Below are 17,357 nucleotides of genomic sequence, written 5' to 3'. Positions count from 1 at the left end.
CATCGTGACCTCTGACCAAACCGTTTTCGCCATGAAGGGCGGCCAGGTGAGCCTGGACCGCCGCCCGGTGCTCCGCGGCGTCGACCTGACCATCGAGCCCGGCGAGGTCGTGTCCGTGCTGGGCGCGAACGGATCCGGCAAGTCCACCCTCATCCGCACGCTGCTCGGCCTGACCCCGCTGACGGCCGGCACCACCCTCCTGTACGGCAGGCCGCCCGCCCGGTTCCGCGACTGGCGGCGGATCGGCTACGTGCCCCAGCGGCTGTCGGTGGGCGGCGGCGTGCCGACCACCATCCGCGAGGTCGTCGCCTCCGGCAGGATCGCCCGGCAGCGGAGGTTCCGCCGGACGAGCGCGGCCGACCGCGAGGCGACCGAGCGGGCCCTTTCCGTGGTGGGCCTGGCCGACCGGGCCAGCGACCCGGTCCAGGCCCTGTCGGGCGGCCAGCAGCAGCGGGTGCTGATCGCCCGCGCCCTGGCCGGGGAGCCCGACACCTACGTCATGGACGAGCCCACCGCCGGGGTGGACTCCGGCAGCCAGCAGCTCCTCGCCGACACCCTGTCCACGCTCGTCGCCCAGGGCAGGACGGTTCTGCTGGTCGCGCACGAGCTGGGCCCCCTGGAGCCGCTGATCACCCGCGCCGTGGTGCTGCGCGACGGCTGCGTCTGCCACGACGGCCCGCCGCCGCGCGCCGTCGGCGCCCACGCACTGCCCGGCCACGACCACGTGCACCCGCACGCCGAGGAGAATCCCGTGAGCACGCTCGACTGGAGGCCCACGCCGTGATCGAACTGCTCAGCCTGGGCCTCATGCGGCGGGCGCTGATCGCGGCCCTGCTGGTCGGCCTGGCCGCCCCGGCCATCGGCACGTTCATCGTCCAGCGCCGCCTGGCCCTGCTCGGTGACGGCATCGGCCACGTCGCCCTGACCGGCGTGGCGCTCGGCTTCCTGACCGGCACCGCCCCCGTGCTGACCGCCGTGGCGGTCTCCGTGCTGGGCGCCGTGACGATCGAGCTGGTCCGGGCGCGCGGCAGGACCAGCGGCGACGTGGCGCTCGCCCTGCTGTTCTACGGCGGCATCGCCGGAGGCGCGCTGCTCATCTCACTGGCCCCGGGCGGCAGCAACACCACACTGATGTCCTACCTGTTCGGCTCGATCAGCAGCGTCACCGCCCAGGACGTGTGGGCGATCGGCCTGCTGGCCGCGGCCGTGCTCGGCGTGGTCGCCGTCTTCGGGCGCGAGCTGTACGTGCTGTGCCAGGACGAGGAGGTCGCCAGGGCCAGCGGCCTGCCGGTGCGCTTCCTCAGCCTGCTGATCGCCGTCACCGCCGCGCTGACCGTGGTCATCGCCATGCGGGTGGTGGGCCTGCTGCTGGTCAGCGCGCTGATGGTGGTCCCGGTGGCGACCAGCCAGCAGTTCACCCGGGGGTTCCGGGCCACGATGCTGCTGTCCATGGTGTTCGGGGTGCTCGCCACGGTCGGCGGGCTCACCTCGTCCTTCTACGTGGAGGTGCCGCCGGGTGCGATCATCGTGGTGGTCGCCCTCGCGGGGTTCGTCCTCGCCCTGGGGCTCGGTAGATTCGTACGCCGCAGCCGATCACAGGAGTCCACGCCATGAGCAACAGGCGCGATGCCGTACACGCAGTCCTCCGCAGCAGCGAGGGGTTCCGCAGCGCCCAGGACGTGTACGCCGAGATGCGCGCGCAGGGCGCGAAGATCGGCCTGACCACGGTCTACCGGGCGCTGCAGAACCTCGCCGACGGCGGTCAGGTCGACATGCTCCGGACGGACGACGGGGAGTCCGTCTACCGCGCCTGCGCCAGCGGCGACCACCATCACCACCTGGTCTGCCGCGTCTGCGGGCGGACGGTCGAGGTGGCCGGGCCCGTGGTGGAGCGGTGGGCCGAGGCGGTCGGGGCCGAGCACGGCTTCACCGAGGTCACCCACACGGTCGAGGTCTTCGGCACCTGCGGCGCCTGCTCGGCGGCGAAGGCGGCGGGAACGACGGGAACGGCGGGAACGGCGGCCCGCTCCTGACCGGCCCGCTTCCTGCCGGCCCGCCGCGCCCGTCCGGTCCGATTCCGGCCGGTCCGCGGTTCCCGCCGCGTCCGCTCCTGACCGGCCCGCGGCGCCCGTCCGGCGAGATGCCCCCGCGGGACCGTTCGCGGGATACGCTTCCGAGACGGCCGGTCGCCGTACGCGTTCCCGCGAAAACCACATATAACAGGAGTCAACATGCCATTCGCACATGACATGCTGTGCTCACTCGCCACCATGATCGATCTGATCAACACCTCGCCCACCGTCAACGGCGAGGAAGGGCTGGGCGATCTGCGGACGCTCGGCGAGTTCGTGGAACGTCAACAGGTGAGCAACGTCGGCAGGCTGCGCGCCGCCGACCTGACCGAGGTCCGGGCCCTGCGCGAGTCCTTCCACCGGGTCATCACCGCCCCCGACCGGGCAACCGTGATCATCCGGCTGAACACGCTGCTCGGCGGCACCAGGATCACCGCGGCCCTGGCCGAGCACGACGGCCACCCCCTGCACATCCACTACTTCGCGCCGGGCGTGTCGCTCGCCGAGCGACTGTCGGCCGACCTCGGCGTCGCCCTGGCCCACCTGCTCGTCGAGGACGAGTGGGAGCGCCTGCGGAGCTGCTCGGCCCCCGACTGCGACCACTTCTTCCTGGACGAGTCGCGCAACCGCTCACGTGTCTACTGCGACAGCCGCACCTGCGGCAACCGCATGCACGTCGCCGCCTACCGCGCCCGCCGCCGCGCCTGACCTCCTCCGGGCGCCCTCGCGGCGGGTGACGCCGCGGGAACGGCTCCGGCGATCGGCTTCACGGCGGACGGCTCCGCGGGAGCACCCGAAAGGCGGGGCGGACGAGAACGGTGAAGCGCCGTCCGGGGCGGGGCTCAGCTCGCGCCGAAGCTCCCGTGACGGCCCTCCCCCGCGATGAAACGCGCGGCGCCCGTAACGATGCCCGGCAGGACCTCCAACCCATGGGCCAGTTCGCCCTCCATGGCCTCCTCCTCGCTCAGCCCCTCCTGTTCCAGCACCGACATGCGGTCGCCGCGCATGCAGTCCTGTGGGAGACGCGCCAGGTCGGCGGCGAGGCTCTCGGCGGCCGCGCGTGCCCGGCCGGCCGGGACCACCCGGTTGACCAGGCCCATGTCCAGTGCCTCCAGGGCGGCCACCGGCCGGCCGGTGAGGATCATGTCCATCGCGCGGCCCGTCCCGACCAGCCGCGGCAGCCGTACGGTGCCACCGTCGACCAGCGGCACGCCCCAGCGGCGGCAGAGGACCCCGAACACCGCGTCCTCCTCGGCCACCCGCAGGTCACACCAGAGCGCCAGCTCCAGCCCACCGGCCACCGCGTACCCCGCGACGGCCGCGATCACCGGCTTGGTGAGCCGCATCCGGGTCGGACCCATCGGCCCGTCGCCTCCGGGCGCCACCCGATTGCCCCGCGCGGTGCCGACGGCCTTGAGATCGGCACCGGCGCAGAACGTGCCGCCCTCGCCCCACAGCACGGCCACCGACGCGCCCGGATCGGCGTCGAACTCACGGAACGCGTCGGCCAGGGCCGTGGCGGTGGGCCCGTCCACGGCGTTGCGCGCCTCGGGCCGGGACAGAACCACGGTCGTCACCGGCCCGTCCCGCTCGATCCTGACGGTCATCGCCCACCTCCGGCGCGGCGTTCCCCGACCCTTCGGGCCTTCGTGGCCCGATCCGACTCCCCCATTCAACCGGGAGCTCCCCGACTGCGGGTCTCCGCCCGGGAAACACCGTGTTCGGGCTCCGGACCGAATATGGGATGCGCGCCGCATTCGCCGGTTCATAGGGTGACGTACATGGTGAGGACCGCTTCGCGTCTGTCCGCTTATCCTCCCCTGAACGTGCAGGTGCACACGCCCCGCCTGACACTGTCCGGGGCCACGGACGAACTCCTGGAACGCCTGGTCCCAACGGTCCGCAAAGGCGTGGCCACAAAGCCTCCGTGGCCCTTCGACGATCCGATGTCGCTCTACGAGGAGAGCCCGGAACGCGAGTGGGGCTGGCTGCAGGGAGTGTGGCGCGGCCGCGGCAGGGTCGGCCCGAGCTTCTGGCGTCTGTACTTCGTCGTGGTCATCGACGGAGAGCCGGTGGGCATGCAGGACCTGATCGGCATCGACTTCACCACTTTCGGTACGGTCACCACCTTCTCCTGGCTCAGTCCGGACGCGCGGGGCGGCGGCCTGGGGAGGGAGATGCGCCAGGCGGTGCTGCATCTGGCCTTCGCCGGGCTGGGTGCCCGTGAGGCGGGCAGCGACGCCTTCTTCGACAACCATGCCTCGAACCGTGTCTCCCAGTCCCTGGGATACGTGCCGAACGGCATCGCCTGGGACACCCGGCGCGGTGAGCCGGCGGAGATCAGACAGTGGAGGCTGACCCGCGAGCAGTGGAACGAGCGGCGGCGCGACGACATCGAACTCGTCGCCGTCGATGAGTGCCTGCCGGTCCTCGGGATCGGCCCATCGCCGGCGGACTGATCACCGAGTCACCGCGTTCGGGCGGCTCCGCGCGGAGCCGCCGCCCCTTTCGATCTCAGACCTGGTTGGGCACCGCCCCGCCGTACCGGCGGTCGCGCTTGGCGTAGGTCTCGCACGCCTCCCACAGGTCGCGGCGGTCGAAGTCGGGCCACAGGCGGTTGAGGAAGACCATCTCGGCGTAGGCGCTCTGCCAGAGCAGGAAGTTGGAGGTGCGCTGCTCGCCGGAGGACCGCACGAACAGGTCGACGTCGGGGATCTCCGGCTCGTCGAGGTAGCGGGCGAAGGTCGTCTCATTGACCCGGCCGGGCTTGACGCGCCCGGCGGCGATGTCGGCGGCCAGGCGGACCGCGGCGTCCACGATCTCGGCGCGGCCTCCGTAGTTGACGCAGAACTGCAGGGTCAGCGTGGAGTTGCGCTCGGTCATCCGCTCGGCGTCCTGCAGCTCGCCGATGACGCTCTTCCACAGCCGCCCCGGCCGGCCCGCCCAGCGGACCCGCACGCCCATCTCGTGGAGCTGGTCGCGGCGGCGGCGGATGACGTCGCGGTTGAAGCCCATCAGGAAGCGCACCTCGTCAGGGGAGCGCTTCCAGTTCTCGGTGGAGAAGGCGTAGGCCGAGAGGTACGGGACGCCCAGCTCGATGGCGCCCTCGATGACGTCGAAGAGCGACGCCTCGCCCGCCTTGTGGCCCTCGGTGCGCGGCAGCCCGCGCTGCTTGGCCCACCGGCCGTTGCCGTCCATCACGATCGCCACGTGCCGGGGCACCAGGTCGCGCGGGATGGGGGGCGGAATGGCTCCGGAGGGGTGCGGTGCCGGAGGGCGGACGTTCACGTTGCAGACTCCCTTTCTACGTGTCGAAGAGAGCGTATTCCGTGTTCGAGGTGCCATTGGAGATACGCGGCGACCAGGCCGCTGCATTCGGCGCGGTGGCGCCCCTCGGAGGCGTCGGCGGTCGCCCAGTCGCCCTTCAGCAGCGCGCTCATCAGGGCGATGGTCTCCCCGGCGGGCACCGCGGCGCCGGCCGGGCGGCACGCGCCGCACACCACTCCCCCGGCCACGATGGCGAACGCCCGCACCGTGGGGGCCTTGCACCGGGCGCACGCCTCCAGGGCCGGGGCGTAGCCGGCGACGGCCAGCGAGCGCAGGAAGTAGGCGTCGAGCACCAGCCTGGGCTCGTGCCCGCCGGAGCCGAGCGTGCGCAGGCCTCCGACCAGCAGCAGGAACTGGCGGAGCGCGGGCTCCTTCTCCCCCATGATCAGCCGGTCGGCGGTCTCCAGCATCGCGCTGCCCGCGGTGTAGCGGGGGTAGTCGTGGACGAGCGCCTCGCCGTACGGGTGGATCGTCTCGGCCTGGGTGACCACGTCGAGGGTGCGGCCGGTGTGCAGCTGGAGGTCGACGTGGGTGAACGGCTCCAGCCGGGCGCCGAAGCGCGACATGGTGCGCCGGACGCCCTTGGCGACGCCGCGGACCTTGCCGGTGCGCCTGGTCAGGACGGTGACGATGCGGTCGGCCTCGCCCAGCTTGTGGGTGCGCAGCACGATGCCCTCGTCACGGTACAGACTCACCGGATCAGCTTAGTGCGGTGACCGGGGTGAAAGGCCGTTCTACCCGGTTCATCGGCACGGAACGATCACGAGTGCACGTTGTTCACCTGAAACTAACTAAACTTTGGCTCTCGGCGTACCCTCCGCCTTGATGTTCCACCCCCACCCCCGCACGAAAGGGTGCCATGCCCCGCGTGGTCCTGCTGGGTTCATCGCCCGGCCACGATGACGTCCCCGGCCAGCCGGCGCCGCCCGCCGCGCTGACGCTGCCCGCGCTCCCCGGCTGCCCCACGGTGATCGGCAAGCTGCACGGACAGCTCGCCTCCCTCGACCCGGCGCCGGTCACGATCGCCCGCGTCGCCGACGCGCCGGCCTACCGCGGCTTCCCCGGCACGCTCGTCGAGACCGCGGATCTCGCCGGCGACCTGCGCGCCCTGGCCGACGCGGTCGAGGACGGCGAGGAGAACCTGCTGATCCTCCCGGCCGACTCGCTGATCCACGACGAGCTGATCTACCAGATCACCAAGTCGAAGCGCGGCGCGCTGGCGCTGATCGCCAAGGAGCCCCGCGAGGACCGCGAGGAGGACGAGAACGGCGATCTCATCGTCCCGGACGTCCCGATCGCCGAGGCCGAGCCGGAGATCGGCGATCGGGTGTACGAGGGCCTGCCGGTCCGGCTGCGCGCCGCCAGGTCCCGGGTCGTCTCGGTCGGCTCGGCGTTCCACGCGGTGACCCGGCCCAACGCCATCGCGCTCGGCCCGCTGCACCTGCACCGCAAGCACGCGCCCACGCTGGCCGAGGCCGCCCGCGAGCTGGCGGACATGGCCCACCTGTTCGGCCCCGAGGACGACCTGGTCCAGCTCCTGATCCTGGGCCTGGTACGGCGGGGCGTCTCGGTCGGCATCCGCGGCCGCCGTGACCTGTTCTTCCGGCGGATCACCTCGCCCGAGCAGGCCGACGAGGCCGTGGCCGAGCTGGCGACCTTCGACGAGGACCGCGCCCGGCTGAACAACGCGGTCAAGGGCGCCGACGGCTTCTTCACCACCTACTTCGTCAGCACCTACTCGCGGTTCATCGCCCGCTGGGCGGCCCGGCGCGGGCTCACCCCGAACCAGGTCACGCTGATCTCGATCGCCCTGGGCGTGGCGGCGGCGGCGTGCTTCGCCACCGGTGCGCGGGCCGGGATGATCGCAGGCGGCGTCCTGATCTACTTCGCGTTCGTGTTCGACTGCGTGGACGGCCAGGTCGCCCGGTACGCCCGCAAGTTCGGCGTCCTCGGGGCGTGGCTGGACGCCACCTTCGACCGCTTCAAGGAGTACGTGGTCTTCGCGGGCCTGGCGGTCGGCGCGGCCGTGTCCGGCGTCGGCGACGTGTGGACGCTCGCGCTGGTGGCGCTGGCCCTGCAGTCCGCCAAGCACCTGCTGGACTTCTCCTTCGGCGCGGCCAACCGGCGCAAGCCGCCGTCGCCGCTGCCGTCGATGCCCCTGTCGATCAGCCCCGACACCGACCTGCGCCTGGCGCTGGAGCAGCGCCGTCTCGCGCGCAGCGGCGGCATCCGCGGGCTGCTGAGGATGTGGAGCAGGGCCGGCCGGAACCGCGCCGTGTACTGGGCCCGCAAGATGATCGTCTTCCCGATCGGTGAGCGCTTCGCGGCCATCGCGATCGTCAGTGCCCTCTTCGACGCCAGGATCACCTTCATCACGCTGATCATCTGGGGCGGCATCGCCGCCACCTACACGCTCACCGGACGTCTGATGAGGTCGCTCGCATGATCACCCAACCGCAGACCGCGCCCGTCCCGGACCCGTACGAGGAACGGCTGCGCATCCAGACCGCCCGGCTGCTCGCCTACCGCGACGACGGCCCGCTGGTGACGGCGCTGCGCGGCAGGGTCGGCCCCGGGCTGCCCGCGGTGCCCGCCGCGCTCGCCGCACTCGCCGCGATCATCGCGATGGCTGCGGCCGGGATCCTCAAGGACGGCCCGGTCCTGCTGCTCCCGCCGGTGGTGATGCTCGTCCTCGTGCTGCCGACCGCGGCCCGCGACCACCTGGGCAGGATCGACTGGCTGCTGCCGCCGCTGATCCGGTCCACCGAGTTCCTCACGATCATCCTGATCGGCCTGGCGGCCGACGCGCCCAAGTGGCTGATGTACGTGCTGCTGTACGTGATCGGCTACCACACCTACGACACGGTGTACCGCACCCGGCAGAGCATCTGGCCGCCCGACTGGGTGTTCCGGGCGGGCCTGGGCTGGGAGATCCGGCTGCTGCTGATCGGCGCCGGCGCGGCGCTGGGCGTGCTGACCTGGGTGCTGGCCGCGCTGACCGTCTATCTCGGCGTGCTGTTCGCCGTGGAGAGCGTGACGAGCTGGGTGCGCCTCGACAAGCAGTCGGCGATGCAGGCGAGCGCGAGCGACGACCTGGAGGCCTCCCCCGAGGAGGCGCAGGAGCAGGTGACGGGCGAGCCCGCCTGATCCTCCTTCCTCACCCGGTCCTTCGGAGAAGGGGGCCGCGACGATCCGTCGCGGCCCCCTTCTCGCTTTCCGTCACGACGTCCCCGACGTTCCGATCCGGTCGGCGGCGACGAGGACGGCGGCGCCCAGGGCCGCCAGGCTCAGGTTCGCATAGACCTCGTAGCCGGTCAGGAAGTCCAGGTGCGGGATGACCACGCGGTTGAAGAGGTTGAGGAGCCCGCCCATGAACGGCTGGACGAACAGGCGGTCGATCGTCCCGCTGACGCCCTGGAGGAGCATGAGGAATCCGATGAACTGAATGGCTTTGCCCATGGATCCGACGCTAGGGATCGCCGTCCCGGCGGGGATCGGCCGTCGGAACGCCCCGCTCCGACCGGCGTCGCCGTCCCCGGGCCCCGCCACCGGCGAAGGTAGACGCCGGGTGCGACTTTGGTATCTCCTGCCGTCCGTGAGGAGCGGCGTCCCCCTCCGGGCTCCTAGGCTTTCGGGCGATGAACGGATCCGCACCCGCCGCCGGGGTACGGCGGAGCCCGCGCGACTGGGCCGTGGACCTCCTGCTGTTCCTGCTGGCGGTGCTCTTCGGGCTCGTGATGGCGGGGTTGCGGCTGGAGGTCCACCCCCGGCCGGAGACGTGGCTGTTCAACCTCGACCAGGTCACCGGCGCGCTGGGCTGCGCCGCGCTGTGGCTGCGCCGCCGCCGGCCGGTCGAACTGGCCGTCGTGCTGGTGATCCTGTCGTCGTTCTCCGAGACGGTCGGCGGCGCGATGCTGGCCGCGTTGTTCACCGTGGCGGTGCACCGGCCGCCGCGCACCTCCTCGGCGGTCTTCGCGCTGAGCCTCGTGGGGGCGCTGGGCTTCGTCGTGCTGCGCCCGGAGCCCGAGGACCCTCCCCTCCTGGTGTTCCTGCTGGGCGTCTCGTTCCAGGGCGCCGCGGTGGGCTGGGGTCTGTTCGTCCACCACCGGCGCAGGCTCGCGGCGTCGCTGCGCGACCGCGCCGCCCGGGCCGAGACCGAGGCGGCGCTCCGCGCCGAGCAGGCCCAGCACCGGACCCGCGAGGCGATCGCCCGGGAGATCCACGACGTCCTCGGACACCGGCTGTCGCTACTGAGCGTGCACGCCGGCGCGCTGGAGTACAACCCCGGCGCCCCGGCCGAGGACGTCGCCCGGGCGGCCAAGGTGATCCGGGAGAGCGCCCACCGGGCGCTGCAGGACCTGCGCGAGGTCATCGGCGTGCTCCGGGCGCCTGTCGGCGAGCTGCCGCAGCCCACCCTCGCCGACGTCCGGGAGCTGGTCGCCGAGTCGGGCAGGGCGGGCATGGAGGTGACCCTCGGCGAGGACCTCGCCGGGGCCGCCCCCGATCCGGCGGGCCGCACCGCGTACCGGATCGTCCAGGAGGCGCTGACCAACGCGCGCAAGCATGCCCCCGGCGCCCGGGTGACGGTACGGCTCGCGGGGGCGCCGGGGACGGGGCTGACCGTCGAGGTGCGCAACACCGCTCCCCCCGCCGCGCCGGAGGTTCCTGGGCCCGCGTCCGGCGTCGCCGGGTCCGCGTCGCCCACGCACGGCGATCACCCGGACGAGGGCCCCGCCCTCGCGGCGGCCGCGTACGGCAGGCCGGGCTCATCCGCGTCCGGCGCGGGGTCGGGCCGGGGCCTGGCCGGGCTGGCCGAGCGCGTCGCCCTGGCGGGCGGCCGCCTGGAGCACGGCCCCGACGACGCGGGCGGCCGGCGGCTGACGGCCTGGCTACCATGGCCGCCATGACCGCCGTGACCGGTTCCGTCCCCGCGCCGGTCGGCGTGCTCATCGCCGACGACGACCCCCTGGTCCGCGCCGGTCTGACGATGATGCTGGGCGGCGCCCCCGACATCCGCGTGGTCGCCGAGGCGGGCGACGGGGCCGAGGCGCTCCGTCTCGCCGACCGGCACTCCCCCGACGTGGTCCTGATGGACATCAGGATGCCCTCGATGGACGGGCTGGCCGCGACCGAGAGGCTGCGCGCCCGGGGCGGCGCGCCGGAGGTCATCGTCCTGACCACCTTCGACGCCGACGAGCACGTCCTGCGCGCCCTGCGCGCCGGGGCGGCCGGGTTCCTGCTCAAGGACACCCCGCCCGGTGAGATCGTGACCGCGATACGCCAGGTGGCGCGGGGATATCCGGTGCTGTCGCCCTCGGTGACCCGCCGCCTCATCGACCGGGTGGCGGATCCCGCCCCCGACCTGAGGCGGACCCGCGCCAGGGAGCGTCTCGCCCTGCTGAACGACCGTGAGCGGGAGGTCTCCGTCGCGGTCGGCCAGGGCCGGTCCAACGCCGAGATCGGGGCGGTGCTCTTCCTCAGCGTGCCCACGGTCAAGACGCACGTATCGAGCGTCCTGGCCAAGCTGGGCCTCAACAACCGCGTCCAGATCGCGCTGCTGGTCCACGAGGCCGGGCTCCTCGACGACCACCGCGGAGACGGCCCCGGCTGAGACGGCCCGGACGGGCCGTACGGCCTGACCGGGCGGACCGCGGCGGACCGGCGCGAACCGGAGCGGCGCAGAGCGGGACGGACCGGCGCGAACCGGAGCGGCGCGGACCGGATCGGCACGGATCGGCCGGGGCGCATCGCTCCCGGGGCGGCCGGAACCGGGGCGCGGGCGGCGGGCCGTACGGCTCGCCGTACCGGCTCGCTGTGTTAGAAAGCAGCGGTGGAGTTGGACCGGCTGGACCGTGACATCATCGGGGCGCTCGTCGAGGACGCCCGCGCCACCTACGCGGAGATCGGGCAGCGGGTGGGCCTGTCGGCGTCGGCGGTGAAGCGCCGCGTCGACCGGCTGCGCGACCGGGGGGCGATCACCGGGTTCACCGCGCGGGTGGAGCCCGCGGCGCTCGGGTGGACCACCGAGGCGTACGTGGAGCTGTTCTGCGCGGGCAAGACCTCGCCGTCGGCGATCGGGGTGGCCGTGGCCCGCCATCCCGAGGTGGTCTCCGCCTGCACCATCACCGGCGAGGCCGACGCGCTGCTGCACATCAGGGCCACCGACGTCCGGCACGTGGAGCGGGTGATCGAGCGGATCGCGGCGGAGCCGTTCGTGGTGCGGACGAAGAGCTCCATCGTGCTCTCCCGCCTCACCGACACCCCGGTCATCGTCACGCACAACGAATCCCCGTTTCCCCGGTGAAACACGCAAGGAATCCGCGCGAACGCGCACGATCGCGCCCTTGGCCTGCGTGAACCCGCGTTCCTAGGCTGTAGCCGTTCTCACCGCGACGGTCTCGCCACGACGGCCGCCGTCGTTTCCCACCACGACGTCCTTTGCGGGGTTTCGCATGTCCAAGCACTACCTCATGTGCCGGCCCGACCATTTCGCGGTGGAGTACGCGATCAACCCGTGGATGCACCCGGAGGCGGGCGCCGACCGGGACCGGGCGATCCTGCAGTGGGAGACCCTCAGGAAGGTCTACCTCGAACTCGGGCACGAGGTCAGCCTGATCGAGCCGGTCGAGGGCCTGCCGGACATGGTGTTCGCGGCCAACGGCGCGCTGGTCGTCCGCGGCCGGGTGTACGGCGCGCGGTTCACCTACCCGCAGCGCGCCGCCGAGGGGCCCGCCTACCTGAACTGGTTCGTCTCCAACGGCTACGAGCGGATCTGCGAGCCGGCCTTCGTCAACGAGGGCGAGGGCGACTTCCTCACGCTCGACGACGTGATCCTGGCCGGGACCGGTTTCCGGACCGACATCACCGCGCACAAGGAGGCCCAGGAGTTCCTCGGCCTGCCGGTGGTGACGCTGCAGCTCGTGGACCCGCGCTTCTACCACCTCGACACCGCGCTCTTCCCGCTAAACGGACATAACGTGGCATACTTCCCAGGGGCCTTCTCGGCAGGCAGCCAGGAGGTGCTCCGCGCCATGTTCCCCGAGGCCGTCATCGCCTCCGAGGACGACGCGACCGTCCTGGGGCTCAACGCGGTCAGCGACGGGACCAACGTAGTGATCAACACGGAGGCGGCAGACCTCCAGCTGGAGCTCAAGCGCCGCGGTTTCGAGGTCGTGCCCGTCGACCTGTCGGAGCTGCGCAAGGCGGGCGGCGGCCCCAAGTGCTGCACGCTGGAGATCCGGGGATGAATGCAGGCAGGACGGCCTGACGGCTCTGACCGCTCTGACAGCAAGGAACCGCACCGAAGGAACGGCGGATATCGGATGACCAGCACCAACGAGTTCATCGAACTCAGTGAGCGCCGCAGCGCGCACAACTACCACCCGCTCCCCGTCGTGATCCACGAGGCGCAGGGAGCCTGGGTGACCGACGTGGAGGGCAAGCGGTTCCTGGACTGCCTGTCCGGCTACTCCTCGCTGAACTTCGGCCACGGGAATCCGAAGATCATCGCGGCGGCCCAGGAGCAGCTGTCCCGGCTCACCCTCACCAGCCGCGCGTTCTTCCACGACCAGTTCGCCGCCTTCGCGGCCGGACTCGGCGACCTCACCGGCAAGGAGATGGTCCTGCCGATGAACACCGGGGCCGAGGCCGTGGAGACCGCGATCAAGGTGGCCCGCAAGTGGGGTTACGAGGTCAAGGGCGTGACGCCGGACCGGGCCAACATCATCGTGATGGAGGACAACTTCCACGGCCGCACCACCACGATCGTCAGCTTCTCCACCGACCCCGACGCCCACGACGGCTTCGGCCCCTACACGCCCGGTTTCAGGATCGTGAAGTACGGCTCGGCCGAGGCGATCCGCGAGGCGATCGACGAGGACACCGTCGCCGTGCTGCTGGAGCCCATCCAGGGCGAGGCCGGCGTGCTGGTCCCGCCGGACGGCTACCTCACCCAGGTGCGGGAGCTGTGCACCGAGCGGAACGTCCTGATGATCGCCGACGAGATCCAGTCCGGCCTCGGCCGTACCGGTGACACCTTCGCCTGCGACCACGAGGGCGTCGTCCCGGACGTCTACGTGCTGGGCAAGGCCCTGGGCGGCGGCGTCGTCCCCGTCTCGGCGATCACCGCGAACGCGGACGTGCTCGGCGTGATCAGGCCGGGCCAGCACGGCTCCACCTTCGGCGGCAACCCGCTCGCCTGCGCGGTGGCGAACGCGGTCATCGAGATGCTCGGCACCGGCGAGTACCAGGCGCGGGCCAGGGAGCTCGGCGCGGTCATGCACGAGCGGCTGCGGGCGCTCATCGGCCACGGCGTGGTGGCCGTGCGCGGCCGCGGCCTGTGGGCGGGCGTGGACGTCGACCCGTCCCTGGCGAGCGGCCGCGAGATCTCCAAGGCGCTGATGCGCCGCGGCGTCCTCGCCAAGGACACCCACGGCTCGACCATCCGGCTCGCCCCGCCGATCGTCGTCTCCGAGGAGGACCTCGTCTGGGCCGTCGAACAGCTCGCCGACGCCATCGCCGAATTCACGAGCTGACCGCCCCGGTACGGCCCCGCCCCACGGCGCGGGCCGTACCGGCCGTCACTCCCAGGCGCGCAGGAGATCCCCGGGACCGTAGGCGGCCGCCGTCGTCCTGGATCGGGATACGGCCGTCAGAGGGGAACTCCACGGCGAGCGAGCGTTCGGCGGAGACCAGCAGCGGAGACATGGGATCGGCGAGGGCACGTCCGAGGAACGCCCACAGCTCCTCTCCGGCCCTCCACTCGGCGCGGCGCCGTGTCAGGGCAGCCGGACCGTGCTGACCTCGGAGATCTCGGTGGCCGCCGCGGTGTCCCAGCGGACCGACGGCGGGGTGCTGTCCAGCGTCAGGGTGGCCACCGCGTTGGAGAACCACGGCCCGTGGGCGATCTTCCACTTCATGGACGGCTTGGGGATCTTCGCCAGGCGCGCCAGCCAGCCGCCGATCAGCGTGGCGACGCCGAACTGGGCGACGATGTTGGCCAGGCGGAGCGTACGGCTCAGCGGGTTGCGGATCGGCGAGCAGACGAGCTGGTAGACCGGCAGCCCGTCGGCCTTGGCGACGTAGGAGTAGTGCACGTCGCCGGACAGGATGATCACCGGCTTGCCCGTCCGCGCCAGCAGTCCGGCCAGGTCCTCGAAGGAGCGGCGGAAGGCCGCCCAGTGTTCCAGGTCGACGGCCTGGCGCAGCTTCTCCGACCAGCGCGCCACCCGGGGGCCCCAGGCGCCCTGGGCCAGCTTCTCGTTCCAGTTCTGGATGTGGTGGATCCCGGAGGGCAGCAGGAACGGCACGGACGTGCCGATCACGAAGCGTTCGGCGCCCTCCCGCCGGAGCTGCTCGGCGAGCCATTCCCACTCGACCGGGTCGATCATCCGCCGGTCCTTCGGGTCCAGCTGGCGGGCGCACCGGGAGTCGAGCATGATCAGGCGGGTGTCGCCGAGGTCGCGGGCGTAGCTCCACCGGTTGTCGGTCGGGACGGCGTCGGCGTGCTCGGCGAACGCGTCGAGGATCTCCGCCCCGTCGCCCTCGGCCTTGCACAGCCTGGCCAGCACCTCGTCGGAGGCGCGCTCCCCGGGCGACATGTTGCCCAGGTGCTGGTAGACCCAGTAGGCGCTGAGCCCGGAGATCACCCGGCGCGGCCACCACGACACCCGGGCCATCTGCTCGCGCCAGGTGGCGGAGGTGTTCCAGTCGTCCCGCAGGTCGTGGTCATCGAAGATCATCGCGCTGGGCATCGTGGACAGGAGCCAGCGGATCTCGGGGTCGGTCCACGCGTAGCGGTACAGCTCGGCGTACTCCTCGAAGTCCGCGATCTCCCCGGTGGGCTCGCCGTCCCGGCGGTTCTTGATGAACTCCAGCATCTCGCTGGACGGCTCGTCCGCGTAGACCTGGTCGCCGAGCAGCAGGAGCAGGTCGGGCCAGTCCTCCTCGGGCGTCTCCATCATCGTGCAGCCGTAGGCGCGCAGCACGTCCACCCCGTGGGAGATGGTGTGCAGCGTGTCGTGCGGGACGCTGGTGCGGCACGAGCCGAACATCACCCGGCGGGGACCGCCCGCCCCGAGGAGGCGGATGCGGCTGGGCGGCTGGTCGGGCAGCGGCCAGACGACCTCCCCGTCGAGGCGGACCTCGTAGGTCCCCTCACGGGAGACGTCGACGATCGCGTAGTGGTGGCCGTGCACGGTGAACGTCGACGCCCGCGACCGCACCCCGCCGACCTCGACGGTCACCTCGCAGGGTTCGCTGGTCTCCACCCACACCGACGCATCGGTCTCGTCCACGTAGCGCAGCATCGGACCGACGACAAGTTCCGGCACCTCAGACCTCTCAACCAGTACAGAACGGCAGGCTTTCCTAGGGAAGCCTGCCGTATCGGCGCGTTCCCCCGGCCCGTTCCACCTGATCTGATCGGTTTCAACGGATCAGGCCCGCAGGCAGCGGAACGCACAAGAAACGTTCACACGAACGCAACATGCCCTGCTTGGCGGGCAAAAAACCCGTCATTAATGTGATCGTCACCAACAGTACCGGGCGGGGCAACGGCGCCCCGCCCATCCTACGGAGGCTGTCCTCATGACCACCATGGTGCCGTCAACGACGCCGGCGACCACTCTCATCGGCCCGGGGCGCCAGGCGCTCGACGCCGCGCTGCTCCAGCTCGACCGGGCCGCCGACCGGCTCGGACTCGACGACGGCCTGCGCACGATGCTGGCCACGCCCCGCCGCTCGCTCACCGTCTCGGTGCCCGTCCGCCGCGAGGACGGCCGGATGGACGTCGTGCAGGGCTTCCGGGTGCAGCACAACACCACCCGCGGCCCCGCCAAGGGCGGTGTCCGCTTCCACCCCTCCACCGACGTCCACGAGGTCACCGCGCTGGCCATGTGGATGACGTGGAAGTGCGCCCTGGTCGGCATCCCGTACGGCGGCGCCAAGGGCGGCGTCGCCGTGGACCCGGCCTCGCTGAGCACGCGGGAGCTGGAGCGGGTCACCCGCCGCTACGTCAACGAGATCATGCCGATCATCGGCCCGGACCGGGACATCCCGGCCCCCGACGTCGGCACCGACGAGCAGACCATGGCCTGGATCATGGACACGTACTCCATCAACGCCGGCCGTCCCGTGCCGGGCGTGGTGACCGGGAAGCCCACCATCCTCGGCGGCTCCGCCGGGCGGGCCGGGGCCACCTCGCGCGGCGTGCTGATCTCCGCGCTCAGGGCCCTCGGCGGCTCCGCGGACGGCCGTACCGTCGCGATCCAGGGGTTCGGCAAGGTCGGCGCGGGGGCGGCGCGGTACTTCGCCGACGCCGGCTGCCGCGTGGTGGCGGTCTCCGACGTCACCGGGGCCGTGGTGGACCGTTCCGGCCTGGACGTCGACGCCCTGCGGGCGTGGGCGGAGGAGACCGGCGGCGTGTACGGCTACCGCCACGCCGACGCCCTGTCCCACGACGAGCTGCTGGAGCTCGACGTGGACGTGCTGGTGCCCGCGGCGCTGGAGGGCGTGATCACGGCGGGCAACGCGTCCCGGATCAGGGCCGGACTGGTCGTCGAGGGCGCCAACGGCCCCACCACGCCCGAGGCCGACCGGATCCTCGCCGACGCCGGCACCACGGTGGTCCCCGACATCCTGGCCAACGCGGGCGGGGTGATCGTCTCCTATCTGGAGTGGGTGCAGAACCTCCAGGCGTGCTCCTGGAGCGCGGGCGAGGTGGACGCCAGGCTGCGCGGGCTGATGGAGGAAGCCTTCGACGCGGTCGCGGCGATGTCGGCCGAGCGCGGGATCACCCTGCGCGAGGCGGCGCACGTCATCGGCGTGGGCCGGGTCGCCGAGACCCACCGGATGCGGGGCCTGTACCCCTGAGCCGCCCTCTGGAGCGGAGAGACCGGCCCGTCCGTGGCGGGCGGGCCGGTCAGGGGCGGGCGGACCCGTCGCGGGCGTGGCGGAGCG

The 17,357-nt window shown here is 72.2% G+C and carries 18 protein-coding genes; 13 read left to right on the top strand and 5 right to left on the bottom strand.

The genetic code is table 11. The features are described from left to right. The first annotated feature begins 4 nt into the window (after positions 1-4). The 4 genes from ACZ6W9_RS13135 (at position 5) to ACZ6W9_RS13120 (ending at position 2,780) form a co-directional block, all read left to right on the top strand. The gene (locus ACZ6W9_RS13135) at positions 5-784 is read left to right on the top strand and encodes a metal ABC transporter ATP-binding protein (RefSeq protein ID WP_389955592.1); all 780 of its coding nucleotides are present in this window, start codon (positions 5-7) and stop codon (positions 782-784) included. After that, a complete protein-coding gene (locus tag ACZ6W9_RS13130; protein WP_386150273.1) occupies positions 781-1,614 on the top strand; it encodes a metal ABC transporter permease in 834 nt (277 codons plus the stop codon). Before ACZ6W9_RS13135 ends, ACZ6W9_RS13130 begins: the two co-directional genes overlap by 4 nt. After that, positions 1,611-2,033 (top strand): Fur family transcriptional regulator, encoded by a 423-nt coding sequence (locus ACZ6W9_RS13125; RefSeq protein WP_470117829.1) that lies wholly within the window; start codon positions 1,611-1,613, stop codon positions 2,031-2,033. Before ACZ6W9_RS13130 ends, ACZ6W9_RS13125 begins: the two co-directional genes overlap by 4 nt. A gap of 198 nt (positions 2,034-2,231) precedes the next feature. Continuing rightward, positions 2,232-2,780, top strand: coding sequence for a CGNR zinc finger domain-containing protein (locus ACZ6W9_RS13120; protein WP_389955597.1), 549 nt, complete (start codon positions 2,232-2,234; stop codon positions 2,778-2,780). Positions 2,781-2,914: 134 nt separating this feature from the next. Here the strand turns inward: ACZ6W9_RS13120 and ACZ6W9_RS13115 are convergent, their stop codons facing one another. Then, complete coding sequence (locus tag ACZ6W9_RS13115) at positions 2,915-3,679, bottom strand: crotonase/enoyl-CoA hydratase family protein (protein ID WP_389955599.1); 765 nt, start codon at positions 3,677-3,679, stop codon at positions 2,915-2,917. Between the two features lie 132 nt (positions 3,680-3,811). On the opposite strand from ACZ6W9_RS13115, the gene ACZ6W9_RS13110 reads away from it, so the two are divergent. Then, a complete protein-coding gene (locus tag ACZ6W9_RS13110) occupies positions 3,812-4,531 on the top strand; it encodes a GNAT family N-acetyltransferase (RefSeq protein ID WP_470117826.1) in 720 nt (239 codons plus the stop codon). A gap of 55 nt (positions 4,532-4,586) precedes the next feature. On the opposite strand, the gene ACZ6W9_RS13105 is transcribed toward ACZ6W9_RS13110, so the two are convergent. Both ACZ6W9_RS13105 and recO read right to left on the bottom strand, forming a co-directional pair. Then, on the bottom strand, positions 4,587-5,360 hold the full coding sequence (locus ACZ6W9_RS13105) for an isoprenyl transferase (protein ID WP_362928466.1): 774 nt from the start codon (positions 5,358-5,360) through the stop codon (positions 4,587-4,589). Next, positions 5,357-6,094, bottom strand: a complete 738-nt coding sequence (gene recO, locus ACZ6W9_RS13100) for a DNA repair protein RecO (RefSeq protein ID WP_389955605.1) — start codon at positions 6,092-6,094, stop codon at positions 5,357-5,359. Before recO ends, ACZ6W9_RS13105 begins: the two co-directional genes overlap by 4 nt. 164 nt (positions 6,095-6,258) lie before the next feature. On the opposite strand from recO, the gene ACZ6W9_RS13095 reads away from it, so the two are divergent. Both ACZ6W9_RS13095 and ACZ6W9_RS13090 read left to right on the top strand, forming a co-directional pair. After that, positions 6,259-7,845, top strand: coding sequence for a CDP-alcohol phosphatidyltransferase family protein (locus tag ACZ6W9_RS13095; protein ID WP_389955608.1), 1,587 nt, complete (start codon positions 6,259-6,261; stop codon positions 7,843-7,845). Then, on the top strand, positions 7,842-8,546 hold the full coding sequence (locus ACZ6W9_RS13090; protein ID WP_389955611.1) for a DUF5941 domain-containing protein: 705 nt from the start codon (positions 7,842-7,844) through the stop codon (positions 8,544-8,546). Before ACZ6W9_RS13095 ends, ACZ6W9_RS13090 begins: the two co-directional genes overlap by 4 nt. A gap of 72 nt (positions 8,547-8,618) precedes the next feature. On the opposite strand, the gene ACZ6W9_RS13085 is transcribed toward ACZ6W9_RS13090, so the two are convergent. Continuing rightward, entirely contained in the window at positions 8,619-8,858 is a 240-nt protein-coding gene (locus ACZ6W9_RS13085) for a hypothetical protein (RefSeq protein ID WP_389955614.1), read from the bottom strand. Between the two features lie 179 nt (positions 8,859-9,037). On the opposite strand from ACZ6W9_RS13085, the gene ACZ6W9_RS13080 reads away from it, so the two are divergent. From ACZ6W9_RS13080 to rocD, 5 genes are all read left to right on the top strand, one after another. Beyond that, positions 9,038-10,306: a sensor histidine kinase gene (locus ACZ6W9_RS13080; protein WP_470117823.1), complete on the top strand. Its 1,269-nt coding sequence runs from the start codon at positions 9,038-9,040 to the stop codon at positions 10,304-10,306. After that, the gene (locus ACZ6W9_RS13075) at positions 10,303-11,010 is read left to right on the top strand and encodes a response regulator (protein ID WP_470117821.1); all 708 of its coding nucleotides are present in this window, start codon (positions 10,303-10,305) and stop codon (positions 11,008-11,010) included. Before ACZ6W9_RS13080 ends, ACZ6W9_RS13075 begins: the two co-directional genes overlap by 4 nt. Before the next feature lie 219 nt (positions 11,011-11,229). Then, positions 11,230-11,703, top strand: coding sequence for an Lrp/AsnC family transcriptional regulator (locus tag ACZ6W9_RS13070; protein WP_362928451.1), 474 nt, complete (start codon positions 11,230-11,232; stop codon positions 11,701-11,703). A 148-nt stretch (positions 11,704-11,851) separates the two neighbouring features. Then, complete coding sequence (gene ddaH, locus ACZ6W9_RS13065) at positions 11,852-12,646, top strand: dimethylargininase (protein WP_470117819.1); 795 nt, start codon at positions 11,852-11,854, stop codon at positions 12,644-12,646. A 75-nt stretch (positions 12,647-12,721) separates the two neighbouring features. Beyond that, positions 12,722-13,933, top strand: coding sequence for an ornithine--oxo-acid transaminase (gene rocD / locus ACZ6W9_RS13060; RefSeq protein WP_470117817.1), 1,212 nt, complete (start codon positions 12,722-12,724; stop codon positions 13,931-13,933). A 243-nt stretch (positions 13,934-14,176) separates the two neighbouring features. Here the strand turns inward: rocD and ACZ6W9_RS13055 are convergent, their stop codons facing one another. Then, the gene (locus ACZ6W9_RS13055; protein ID WP_470117815.1) at positions 14,177-15,730 is read right to left on the bottom strand and encodes an alkaline phosphatase D family protein; all 1,554 of its coding nucleotides are present in this window, start codon (positions 15,728-15,730) and stop codon (positions 14,177-14,179) included. Between the two features lie 256 nt (positions 15,731-15,986). Here ACZ6W9_RS13055 and ACZ6W9_RS13050 point away from each other — a divergent pair, with 256 nt between their 5' ends. After that, complete coding sequence (locus ACZ6W9_RS13050) at positions 15,987-17,270, top strand: Glu/Leu/Phe/Val family dehydrogenase (protein ID WP_470117813.1); 1,284 nt, start codon at positions 15,987-15,989, stop codon at positions 17,268-17,270. The last annotated feature ends 87 nt before the right edge of the window (positions 17,271-17,357 follow it).

The organism is Streptosporangium sp. NPDC053982, from assembly GCF_055585205.1.
This window is presented reverse-complemented; position numbering and strand designations above follow the sequence as displayed.